This is a genomic window from Rhodocaloribacter litoris, assembly GCF_011682235.2.
GTDB classification, from domain to species: Bacteria; Bacteroidota; Rhodothermia; order Rhodothermales; family ISCAR-4553; genus Rhodocaloribacter; species Rhodocaloribacter litoris.
The window spans coordinates 2,542,444-2,554,127 of record NZ_CP076718.1; the positions used below are offsets into that span (position 1 = coordinate 2,542,444).

Sequence of the window (11,684 nt, forward strand, 5' to 3'; positions counted from 1 at the left end):
GCCTTTTTCCAGGCATGCCCGATTTTGTGCACCCCGCCCAGAAAGCCCGAAAACGCCGTTTTTATTCCGGAAACCCGAACCGGACAGAGAAATTTTCACCGCGTGGTGGCCGGGGCGTAACAAAGACCTGCCACGGTTCGTAGGGGGGATGCGTCTTACGATGAGTGGTTGGGGGGACCTGGCGATCGATCGCGCACACACGATCGCCGGGCGCCCCCCGCCGCTTTTATGCGGGGGGTGTACCGGCGGCTTCCGGCGCTCCTCCGGAGCCGGGGGAAATGGGACGCGCAGGGCCGCGTTACGCGGACGAACGTCCCCGTTCAGCCGTTTCTCGCCGGCGCAGTCCGAACGACCACGAAACTCGTGTGGCGAACCAGCGTTGCCGTGCCGTCCTGCTCCTCTCGTTTCTTGAGGGCCCGCAACTCCTCCTCCAGCGCCTGTACCCGTTCGCTGTAGGCATAGGTGCGCCGCGTGCCCACGGTGAGCAGATACCCGCCGTATTCGGCCTTCTGCTCCGGTTCTTCCCACAGGGCCGCCAGGATCTCGGGCTGGAGGGTTTCCAGTTCTTCCTGAAGGCGCTTGATCTCGGCCTTGATCTCCAGGTAACGGGTGAGCAGGTTCGGGTCGTCCAGGTAACGTAACATGACGTTCGGGGGACGCGCCTCGCGTCCCTTCAATGTGCGATGGTAGATTCGTGGTTTTGTTTTCCCCGCCTTGCAGGCCGATCCCTCCGGAAAAGAAAGGGCCCGGTCCCCCACCAAAAGACCGGGCCCCCCACATCACCCATCGATGTGCTGAACAGGAGACATGTGCATCGAATTCTTAGACGGCCGGTCCGGGGGTTTTCAGCAGGCGGGTCGGATTTTTTTATCGAAAGTGCCGGTCGGTGTATTCCTCCACCTCTTCGCGGGAGACCACGCGCCAGGTCGGGCTGGTGAGGTGGTGGGAGCCGGTGCGGCGAAAGGTGGCGCGGAGGAACAGTTCCTTGCGCGAGGCGGGACGGGCTCCCTCGAAGGAGAAGGCGCCCCAGTGGAAGATCCAGTAGGCCGCGGCCGGGTCGAGGGCGAAGGAGCGTCCGATCATCTCGGCCAGGTGGCGGGCGTCGGCCACGGTCGTCGGACCCCGGTTCCCGGCCAGTTCCTGTATCACCACGACGTGGGTGCGGTGCGCTTCGGCCGGTGGCATCCGGTAGATGCGCACGCGACAGGTGCCGGCTCCGTCGTATCCCTGCCAGGTGAAGAGGGTGTCCGTCTGGAGCTGGGCCGGTGCCGGGATGGCCGTCATCGCCAGCAGCACCGGCACCAGGCCCGTGAGGCAAAGACGCGGCATGGTGCGGAGGGCGTTCGGCTCGTGCGAGGGCGTGTTTTTCTTTAAAACACATGGTCCACGGTTTTCTAACCTCCGCCAGGGTGTTTTCAGCGCCCCGGGCCGGGATGAGCTGCGGGCGGCGCGGTCTCGACGGGCATCGGTCCGGGCGGGAGGCCGCGTTCCTCCTTGGCCCGCCGCACCATCGCGCGGACGTCCGCCAGGAGCGCCTTCGCGTCGTAGACGATCCCGTCCTTGATGGTCCACTTCACCCCGCCCACGCGCTCGACCGCGCCCGTCTCGTCGTTCAGCTTGATCGCCCCCGTGCCGTAGAGCACCTTGAGGTTCTCGAGAGGGTTCTCCTCGACGACGACCAGGTCGGCCTTTTTGCCGAGTTGCACGCTGCCGATCTCGCGGTCGAGGCCGAGGGCTTCGGCGCCCTTGAGCGTGGCCGACCAGATGACCTCGAGCGGGTGGAAGCCGGCCTCGCGGAGCAGCTCCAGTTCGCGGATGTAGCCGAAGCCGTAGAGCTGGTAGATGAAGCCCGAGTCGCTGCCGGTGGTGACGCGCCCGCCCCGGTTCTTGTACTCGTTGACGAAGGTCATCCAGAGGCGGTAGTTTTCGCGCCAGGCCACCTCGTCCTCGGTGGTCCAGTAGAACCAGTAGGAGCCGTGGGCGCGTCGGCTGGGGCGGTAGAAGTCCCAGAGGGAGGGGAGGGTGTAGTCGGCGTGCCATTCGGCGCGCATGGCCCGCATGAGGTCGCGGCTGGCCTCGTAGATGTTGAACGTCGGGTCGAGGGTGAAGTCGAGGGCCAGGAGCGAATCCATCACGGCGTTCCACTTCGGGCTGAAGGGCGGGGCAGCCTGCTTCCAGAGGCGGCCCGCCTGGCCGAAGCGGTGCTGCTCGTCGAGGTAGTTGTAGTCGAGCGGGTAGTGCTGGACGGTGCGGTCGGTGAAGAGGGCCTCGGGCAGCCCGTACCAGTGCTCCATCGAGCCGAGGCCCCAGGTGGCGGACTGGAGGACGTTGACGCGGGTGACGGCCAGCTGGGCGTGGTGCATGGCTGTGCCCAGGCCCTGCCGGCGGGCCTCGTCGAGGGCGGCCCGCATGATCTCCGGCGGGGCGCCGAAGAACTTGATGCCGTCCATCCCTTTCTCTTTCACGAACCGGACCCATGCGCGGGCATCCTCGGGGGTGACGATGGGGCGGTCCCACCCGGAGCCGAAGGCGGCGTAGGCCACGATGCGGGGGGCGGTGATCTCGTTGCGGGCGCTCTTCTCCCGGTGTTCGAGCGTCCAGTCGAGGCCGTTGCCGCTGCCGGGGTCGCGCACGGTGGTGATGCCGTGGCCCATCCACAGCTTGAAGACGTACTCGGCCGGCGTGCCCTGCGCCTTGCCGCCGATGTGGCCGTGCATGTCCACGAAGCCGGGGAGGATGTACATGCCGTGCACGTCGAGTTCGCGCTCGCCGCCTTCGGGGCGGTCTTCGTCGCGGATGGGCACGCCGGGGTAGCCCACGTTCTTGATCTCGACGATCCGGTCGTGCTCGATGACGATGTCGACGGGGCCGATGGGCGGAGCGCCGGTGCCGTCGATGAGGGTGCCGCCGCGCAGGACGAGGCGCGTGTAGGGACCCTCGCCCTCGGCCCGGGGCGGGGCGGGCGTTATCTGGGCGAAGGCGGGGGCGGCAGCGAACAGGACGACCAGGCTGACGAGAAACGGGCGAAAACGGAACGGATGGGGCATGACACCGGAGAGGTTGGAGACAGGTGGGGTGGGGCCGGGGGCGATGTCGCTTCGCTCCACCGCACCCCGCGCCGGCACGTTCGGGATCTCGAATTTAGGGCTTTGAGGAGGTCCTGTCTACCCCGTCGTCACGGGGCGGCCTGCTGCCGGAAGTACCGGTACGTGGCTTCCTGGGCGCGGAGCCGTGGCGCGTCGCCGGCCGCGACGTAGGCGTTGCGCTGTTCGGCGTCGATGAGGCGGGCCTTCACGTTGTCGGCGAGCTGGAAGCCGAGCAGGGTGTGAAGTTCCCGGCGGAGGGCCGGGTCGTAGACGGGAAAGGCCACCTCGACGCGCCGGTCCATGTTGCGCTGCATCCAGTCCGCCGAGGCCAGGTAGATCGCCGCGTCGCCGTCCTGGTGGAAGACGAAAAGGCGGCTGTGTTCGAGGAAGCGGTCGAGGAGGCTCCGCACGTGGATGTTTTCGCTCAGGCCGGGCAGGCCGGGTTTCAGGCAGCAGATGCCGCGCACGACGGCCTCGACGTGGACGCCGGCCCGGCTCGCGGCATACAGCCGTTCGATGAGGCCCGGGTCTTCCAGGCTGTTCAGCTTGAGCACGATCCCGCCCCGGCGTCCCGCCCGGGCGGCCGCGATTTCCCGGTCGATGAGGGCGTAGAGTTGCTTCCGCAGCGCGAACGGGGCCACGAGCAGGTGCTGCGTGTGGGGTACCTCCACCTCGCCGGTCAGGAAACGGAACACCTCGGCGACCTCGTCGGCCAGGCGCGGGTCGGCTGTCAGCAGGGCCAGGTCGGTGTACAGACGGGCCGTCTTTTCGTTGAAGTTGCCCGTGCTCAGGTACGCATACCGCCGGAGCCCGCCGTCTTCGCGGCGTTCGATGAGGAGCAGCTTGGCGTGGACCTTCAGCCCCGGCAGGCTGTAGTACACGCGCACGCCGGCCTGCATCATCTGTTCGGCCCAGTGCAGGTTGCTTTCCTCGTCGAAGCGGGCCTTCACCTCCACAAAGGCAATGACCGTTTTGCCCGCCCTGGCTGCCCGGATCAGGGTCCGGGCCACGGCCGAGGGCGTGGCAACGCGGTAGAGCGTGACGGCGAGGCGCTCGACCGACGGATCGCCGGCCGCTTCGTCGAGCAGGCGCAGCACCACGTCGAACGACTGGTAGGGAACGTGGAGGAGGTGATCCCGCGTGGCCAGGGCGTCGAAGAGCGACGGGGCCCGCGACAGCACCGGGTGCGGCACCGGCGGCCAGGGCGGGTCGGCCAGATCGTCCCGGCCGAAGCGGGGGAAGGCGAAGCAGTCGTTGAAGTTGTGGTACCGGCCGCCGGGTACCAGGTCTTCGTCGGCCAGATCGAAGTGGTGCTTGAGGAATGTGATGGCGGGGTAAGGCGCCCGCTGGTCGTAGAGGAACCGGGTCGGGAGCCCCCGTTCGCGCTGCTCCAGGCTCTTGCGGATCATCTCCACCAGGTCGCCGGCGAATTCGTCTTCGAGGTAGAGTTCGGCGTCCCGGGAGAGCTTGACCGAGAACGCCTGCCCGACGGTGTGGGCCGGGAAAAGCCGGGGCAGGTTCAGCCGGATGACGTCGTCGAGGAAGAGGACGTGGTGCTCGCCTGCCCGGGCCGGTACTTCGACGAAGCGCGGCAGCGGCGGGCTCGGGATGTCGACCAGCGCATACTGGGGCGGTACCGGGTCGACCGGCGTGTGCGTTCCCGCTGTCCAGAGTTCGACCACCAGGTAAAGCCGGCGGTTCTTCAGGAAGGGCTTCGTGTTGTCTGTCTGGAGCAGGACGGGGTCGATCCGGGGCCGTACCGCTTCCGCAAAGTACACCTCCAGAAAAGCAGCCTGTGCCGGTGTAACCTGCGTCTCGTCCAGCAGGCGAATACCTTCGGTTTCCAGGCCGGGCAGAATCTCCTGGCGGAAGATCTGTCCGAAGGTCTCCTGTTGCGCCGTGACCACCCGGGTGATCTCTTGCAACAGCGCCTCCGGGTCGAAGGCGAGCTTGCGGGCGTGTTGCTTCCCCAGCCGGAGCAGGCTTCGCAGCGAGGCCACGCGCACCTGGAAGAACTCGTCCAGGTTCGAGGAGAAGATGGCCAGGAACTTGAGCCGTTCGAGGAGGGGAACGGTGGGATCCCGGGCTTCCTGCAGGACCCGCCCGTTGAAGGCCAGCCAGCTCAGCTCACGGTTGAAGAGGTGGTCCGGAGACAGGACAGCCATGGCGGCGCGGGCAGGTCGGAAAGGCCAAAGGCCGGCGGCGGGGCGGGCAGGGACACTTTATCGCGCCGTGGTCATGCAAGCAGTGAGGATTTCCACGATCACTTTTTGCGCCGCTGCCCGCCCCGCCGCCGGGGGAGCGGAGGGGGTGGGATTCGAACCCACGGTACCCGAACGGGTACGGCAGTTTTCAAGACTGCTCCATTAAACCACTCTGGCACCCCTCCGGTGGGCCGCTTTTCACGACCGGACGGCCCGCGGGTTTCCGCTGCGATCCCTCGAATTTATGCCGCCCGATTCACCTGTTCAACGGTAACTGTGTGTGCGCCGGGCCGTCCGGTCGGGGCGAAAACGGCGACGCCCGGCCCTCGCAGGGAGAGCCGGGCATCTCGGCGTTACGTCGCGTCGGGCTCAGCCGCAGCCGCTCGACGAGCCGCAGTTCGGGCAGGCGTAGCACGCACCGCTGCGGACGGTGATGGAGCCGCAGTTCGGGCACGGGGGCGCGTCCTCCTGGTTCTTGAACGAGGTGGTGCCGGTTTCGGCTGCGTAGGGATCCGGCGTCGCGGTCTGCCGGGCGTGGGCCCGCTCCGCCGCGGCGAAAAACGCCTCCACGGTGGAGCCCACCAGGGCATCGACCGGCTTTTGCCCGTCTTCGAACATGTCCATCTGCTTCTCGTCGGTCGCCGGGCCGCTGCGGTCGACGACCTCCGCAACGGCCTGCTTAGGGTTTACCGTATCCTCCTCCTTCATCTGCCCGAGAAACTTCAGGGACAGGTAGCGGAAGATGTAGTCCATGATGGACTTGGCGATGGGGATCTGCCGGTTGTTGGTGAACCCGCTCGGCTCGAAGCGCATGTGGCTGAACTTGTTGCACAGGTCTTCGAGCGGCACGCCGTACTGGAGCGCCAGCGAGATCGACGTGGCGAAGGCATCCATGAGCCCGGAGATCGTCGAGCCCTGCTTGGCCATCGTGATGAAGATCTCGCCGGGCATCTTCGTGTCCGGGTAGAGGCCGATGTGCAGGTAGCCCTCGTGGCCGGCGATGGAGAACTTGTGGGCGATGGAGGGCCGCTCGTCCGGCAGGCGCTTGCGCACCGGCTTGTAGACGACCTTTTCGACGACTTTCTCCACGATCTGCGGTTCGTCCTCGGTGGCCATGCCGTCGCCCGAGGCGACCTCCTTCCCTTTCGTGTTGCCGCCGGCGGAGGTCGAAAGGGGCTGGCTTCGCTTCGAGTTTTCGCGGTAGATGGCTACGGCTTTCAGGCCGAGCTTCCACCCCTGCATGTAGGCGTCGGCGATGTCTTCGACGGTGGCCTCTTCGGGGACGTTGATCGTCTTGCTGATCGCCCCGCTGACGAACGGCTGGCAGGCGGCCATCATGCGCAGGTGGCCCAGGTGATGGATCGAGCGCGTGCCCTTGAACGGCTTGAAGGCGCAGTCGAAGACGGGCAGGTGCTCCTCCTTCAGGTCGGGCGCGCCCTCGATGGTGTCGTGCTCGTCGATGTAGGCGATGATGCGGGTGATGGCCGCCTCGTCGTAGCCCAGGCGGTGCAGGGCTTCGGGCACGGTGCGGTTGACGATCTTGAGCATGCCGTCGCCCTTACCGGCGAGCAGCTTGTACTTCACCAGCGCGATGTCCGGCTCGATGCCCGTCGTGTCGCAGTCCATCATAAAGGCGATGGTGTTGTGGCTGATGAACCCGTTAGCCACGTACGTCACGTTCTCGGGCACCGAGAGGTCGTAGGTGAGCTGCTCGCCGCCGTCCTCGTTGGCTTCCACGACGTCGTAGAAGTAGCCCATGTACCGCACCAGCCGCTCGTCCCGTGTCTCCTTGTAGATCTGTTCGAGGCGCTGGCGGGGGACGGCGCCATGGCGCCGCAGCGACAGCAGTACGGCGTCGCGGTGGGTGCTTCCGGCGGGTACCAGCTCCTCGACCAGCGCCCGGTCCACGTAGATGCGGTCGCCTTTGGCACTACCGCGGGTGGCGGCGCCGGCCACGGCCTCCCGTTTCCGCCCGCCGATGAAGCCGATCTCCCGGGCGAAGGCGTCGTTGTAGCCCCGGTTTTTCAGTCGCAGCACGTACGTGGTATCGCCCCGGCCTCCCTGGTCGTGTCGGGTGTGGGTCGGGTAGCCGAGGGCCAGGAGCAGGCTCTGGATCTCCTGTGCGAAGGCTTCGTGGGCGGTGCACAGGGCCGGCACCCCCTCCAAGAGGGTTCCGTCCGCCTCGAAGAGACCCCGCAGGAAGGCCTGGTACACGCCCGGATCGTTGGTGTGCAGGAGGGCGTCCGGGATGAACGGCATGTAGCCCTTGCCGGTGTGGTCGTCGGAGGGCGGTCGCTTGGCGAAGCCGCAGGCCTCCCACCAGAGGACCAGCGGCACCGAATGCACGCCGACCTCGACGTACCCCTGCTTCGGAGTGACGTGGGCCTCGAGCCCGAAGAGCGTCTCCACGAGATACCGGAGCCGTGCCACCACGTCCTCGTCCTGCTCGCTGACGCAGAAGCGGAGGCCTTTGGCGTGCAGGCTACCGTCTCCCATGAAGTAGCCCACCAGTTCGGCCAGATCCGGCGAGACCGTGCGCGGCACGCCGGTGCGGTGGTCGCCGGTCCAGTACAGCTCGCCCAGCGGTGGCAGGGTCACTTCGCGGGGCTCGCCGATGAGGGTGTTCATGGCCATCGGCACGATGTCTCCGGGGGTGATGTCACTGAATCGTTTCCAGACCCAGTGTCCGGTCTCCGGGTCGATGACCTTGATGCGGTGCTGGTGGGTGCCCTGGATGCTGTAGCCTGACCGCGTGCGGATCTTGCGCGTGAGCGCGATGCCGTTGACGTAGAACTTCGTGGCCTCCTTGACGCCTTCGTCCGTGAAGACACGGAACGAGGTGTCCTGCCACGGTGCTCCGTGAGGGTCACCCAGGCTGGTGAGGCGCACCAGTCCCCGGTCGGTCGAGACGAGCGAGCCGCCGACGAGACACCCCGTGGGGGCCAGGACCGTGGCCTGGGCGTTGCGGTAGCCGTGGCGCTCGCCCAGGGCGATCATGCGCGCGGCGCTCTGGCGGGCCGCCTCCTTCAGGTAGGCCGGGCAGCTCGGGTGGATGTCCTCGACGGCCGCCCGGTGCATCCGCATGACCTCGAGCATGGACTCGGCGTTCTCCGGATAGGCCGGGAACGGCCCGATCTTCTTGTTGGCGGCGATTTCGGCCGAGCGGGCATAGGCCTCGCAATGCTCGATGGCCATGATGGCACCGGCCACGGCCCGGCCCTCGTCGCTGTCGTAGGGCAGGCCCATGGCCATCAGCAGTGCGCCCAGGTTGGCGAAGCCGAGGCCGAGCGGGCGCAGCAGGTGCGAGTTGTAGGCGATCTGCTTCGAGGGGTAGCCGGCGTTGTCCACCAGGATCTCCATCGCCGTGATGAAGATGCGCGTGGCCGCCCGGAACCGCTCGACGTCGAACGTGCCGTCCTCCTTCTGGAACTTGCGGAGGTTGAGCGAGGCCAGGTTGCACGCCGTGTTGTCCGGGTGCATGAACTCCGAGCAGTTGTGCACGGCGATGCCGCCGGCGACGAAGTGATCCGTCACGGGCTCGGTCAGGTCGTAGACCGGCTCAACACCAACGAGCTCGATGCTATGAACCGGGTCGGTTTCGGGCGCTTCATCCAGAACCACGAGGGAGGCTCCTTCCCGATGGGCTTTACGGCCGATCATAAGCAGCATAAGCTGCACCTGCGAGGCCAGCTCTTCGGAGTCGTACGTGACGTGTCCGGCCTCGATCACGGGTTGCAGCACGACGCTCAGGCTCTCGGCGCAGAGACGCAGCGCGTCGTCGGAGAGCGTGCTGTCGGGGAGCATGAAGTCGACCGGCTCCTCGTCCGGCAAGGCCGGCACCAGCGCCGCCAGGTAGGCGGCGAGCCGCTCGGCCACGTTCGGCTTCAGACGAACGGTCCCCGGATGCGGCCGCACCAGACGCACGACGTCGTCCTTCGTGAGCTCGCAGGCGGGGACGTCGCCCCGGTTCTCGGTCCAGACGCGGTGGTCGGCGGTGAGCTTGATCGTATAGCCGCTCTGCGTGCGCAGCCGGTACACGGGCTTCGTGCCGGTCTCGATGACCCGTGTGGTGCGGTGCAGCCGGCCGTCCAGACCGACGACGCGCGGCGTCTCACCCACCATGCTGTCGATGCGCCGAAGCCCGTCTTCGGTGGCCACGAGCGTGTCGCCCGTCACGCACGGGTTACTCGAGTTGATCGGGCCGAACGCCTTGACCGTGTTCCAGCGCTGGATGGTGTCTTCGTACTGCAGGCCCGGGTCGCCGCAGATCCAGGTGCCTTCGGCGATCTTCTTCATCAGCGCGCCCGCGTCGATCCGGTCCACGACCTCGCCCGTGGTGACGGCCCGGAGGGCGAACTTCTCTCCGCGCTCGACGGCCTGCATGAACGCGTCCGTCACGCGCACGCTCTGGTTGACGTTCTGGAAGGCGACGCTCCCGTAGGCCGGCCCGTTGAAGGAGCCGTCGTAGCCCTGCTCGATGAGCGCCCAGGCCTTCTTCTCCTCCTCCTGCTTGGCCAGGACGAACTCCTCGATGTCCGGGTGCCAGCAGCGCAGCGTCTGCATGATGGCCGCCCGGCGCGTCTTGCCCCCGCTCTTGATCGTGCCGCCGGTGGCGTCCTGCACCCGCATGAACGAGACGGGGCCGGAGGGCGTGCCACCGCCCGAGAGCTTCTCCTTCGAGGAGCGCAGCTTCGACCAGTCCGCGCCTACGCCCGAGCCGAACTTGAACAGGCGGGCGCTCTCGGCCATGAGCTTCCAGATGTCGTCGATGGAGTCGTCGACGGAGATGATGAAGCAGGCCGAGGCCTGCGGGCGCTCGTACGGGTCGACCTCGACGACCTCCTGCTTCTGGCGGTCCCAGCCGTAGATCGTCTTGCCGCCGGTGTCGCGGACGCCATACCGGTGGAAGAGGCCCACGTTGAACCAGACGGGGCTGTTGAACGAACCGTACTGGTGCAGGCAGAGCCAGGTCAGCTCGTCGTAGAAGCGCTCAGCGTCCTCCTTCGTGGCGAAGTAGTGCTGCTGGAGGCCCCAGTCCGTGATCGTGCGCGTGACGCGGTGGATGAGCTGGCGGAGCGAGCGCTCGCGCCCGCCCCGGGCCGGATCCTCGCCGTTGCGGGCCAGATCCCCGTAGAAATACTTGCTGGCCACCACGTTCGTGGCCAGGGGGCTCCAACTCTTCGGAAACTCGACCCCTTTCTGTTCGAAGACGGCTTCCCCCTTCGGGTTTTTGATGACGGCGTCGCGCGTTTCCCATTCGACCGACTCGAAAGGGTCCTCGCCTTCGGTTGAGAAGACCCGTTCGATGGTCAGGCCCCGGGCCAGTTGCCCGGGTTCGGGGAGCACGACGTCGGGAGCGAGGGGGGCGTCGTTTTTGGAGGCACGCATGGACATAATACCGGTGGTCGTGGTGGTGGAACAATGTGAGGCGAAAGGAGACAGCGCGGCCGGGAAGGGGTGCTTTGCTCGGCGGGCTACGCCGGTCGGTCCGGCGGAGAAAAGGAACGGTTCACGACCCGCAGGCCATAAACCGTCGCAAGGGATTTCCCGAACCGGATCCGCTTCTAATTAAACAGGGCATGAGCCGTTATGCAAGTATTTTTTTTCCACAGGCGGCCGGTGGAAAAAGGGTGCCTGTACGGTGTTTTCGGACCGGAAAAGGGCCGCGGGCGGGGTGTTTTGCGGGTTGTTGAATCCGTTATTGGGAAGGTGAAAAAGTTATCCACATCGGGTGCACACCGGGGCTCAATAACGGCCTCCCGGCCGGCTCAATAACGGTCGCCCGGCCCGCGGCCCGGCACCCCCCCTAGGACTGGCGCCGGGCCGGTGGATCCGCCTTCGCCGCCACGTCCCTCCCCGCCACGGAACAACCCCGTGCCGACCTTGCGTAAAGTTCACACGTGAAGGCCGGATGCGTTTTGTACATTGAACCGATCGCCCGGTGCTGCCTTCCACTTCAATGCGAGCGAACATGATGGACTTCAACGAACGGAGCGCATACCCGCATCCCGACGAGTTCACGGTGATGCGGCCTGAATATACCGAGCTGGAAGACGGGTACTTCCAGGCCACCATCACCATCACCCCGTTCCGCGTGACCGGGCGCAGCGTGACGAAGGCCGGGGCGCGGCGGGCGGCGCTCTACGAGGCCGCCAAGACGTATCGCTCCTATCACCCTTCGTATCGCGTCGAAAGCCCGTACCCGGACGAGTTCGTCGACCAGGAGGGTATCCACTGGCGCCGCGTCCCGGAGGCGCAGCGCGAACAGCTCGGCGACTACGTTTTCATCGATGAGGACGGTGAGGAGGACTACGCCGACATCGAAACCATGCTGATGTGGGATGTGCGTCCCGCTCCCGTCGAGGCCGAGGAGGAAGACGAATAGGGGGCCGGC

General features: G+C 66.6%; 6 protein-coding genes and 1 tRNA gene. 1 reads left to right on the forward strand and 6 read right to left on the reverse strand.

All coding sequences use genetic code 11. The features are described 5' to 3' along the window. Positions 1–320: 320 nt before the first annotated feature. From GQ464_RS10635 to GQ464_RS10660, 6 genes are all read right to left on the reverse strand, one after another. Positions 321–644 carry a hypothetical protein gene (locus GQ464_RS10635; RefSeq protein WP_166979567.1) on the reverse strand — a complete coding sequence of 108 codons (324 nt, stop codon included), beginning with the start codon at positions 642–644 and terminating at the stop codon, positions 321–323. 223 nt (positions 645–867) lie between these two features. Further along, the gene (locus GQ464_RS10640; RefSeq protein ID WP_166979569.1) at positions 868–1,329 is read right to left on the reverse strand and encodes a hypothetical protein; all 462 of its coding nucleotides are present in this window, start codon (positions 1,327–1,329) and stop codon (positions 868–870) included. A gap of 86 nt (positions 1,330–1,415) precedes the next feature. Continuing rightward, positions 1,416–3,047 (reverse strand): amidohydrolase family protein, encoded by a 1,632-nt coding sequence (locus tag GQ464_RS10645; RefSeq protein WP_166979571.1) that lies wholly within the window; start codon positions 3,045–3,047, stop codon positions 1,416–1,418. 128 nt (positions 3,048–3,175) lie between these two features. Continuing rightward, positions 3,176–5,251, reverse strand: coding sequence for a polyphosphate kinase 1 (ppk1, locus tag GQ464_RS10650; protein WP_166979573.1), 2,076 nt, complete (start codon positions 5,249–5,251; stop codon positions 3,176–3,178). 137 nt (positions 5,252–5,388) lie between these two features. Then, positions 5,389–5,475: transfer RNA gene (locus GQ464_RS10655), tRNA-Ser, on the reverse strand. Positions 5,476–5,659: 184 nt separating this feature from the next. After that, on the reverse strand, positions 5,660–10,678 hold the full coding sequence (locus GQ464_RS10660; RefSeq protein WP_166979575.1) for an LAGLIDADG family homing endonuclease: 5,019 nt from the start codon (positions 10,676–10,678) through the stop codon (positions 5,660–5,662). A gap of 583 nt (positions 10,679–11,261) precedes the next feature. Here GQ464_RS10660 and GQ464_RS10665 point away from each other — a divergent pair. Continuing rightward, the gene (locus GQ464_RS10665) at positions 11,262–11,675 is read left to right on the forward strand and encodes a hypothetical protein (RefSeq protein ID WP_228350197.1); all 414 of its coding nucleotides are present in this window, start codon (positions 11,262–11,264) and stop codon (positions 11,673–11,675) included. Positions 11,676–11,684: the final 9 nt, after the last annotated feature.

Excerpts from the sequence above, each read along its gene's own strand:
- GQ464_RS10635 (WP_166979567.1), bottom strand. The coding sequence starts at position 644 with ATGTTACGTTACCTGGACGACCCGAACCTGCTCACCCGTTACCTGGAG.
- GQ464_RS10640 (WP_166979569.1), bottom strand. The coding sequence starts at position 1,329 with ATGCCGCGTCTTTGCCTCACGGGCCTGGTGCCGGTGCTGCTGGCGATG.
- GQ464_RS10645 (WP_166979571.1), bottom strand. The coding sequence starts at position 3,047 with ATGCCCCATCCGTTCCGTTTTCGCCCGTTTCTCGTCAGCCTGGTCGTC.
- ppk1 (WP_166979573.1), bottom strand. The coding sequence starts at position 5,251 with ATGGCTGTCCTGTCTCCGGACCACCTCTTCAACCGTGAGCTGAGCTGG.
- GQ464_RS10660 (WP_166979575.1), bottom strand. The coding sequence starts at position 10,678 with ATGCGTGCCTCCAAAAACGACGCCCCCCTCGCTCCCGACGTCGTGCTC.
- GQ464_RS10665 (WP_228350197.1), top strand. The coding sequence starts at position 11,262 with ATGATGGACTTCAACGAACGGAGCGCATACCCGCATCCCGACGAGTTC.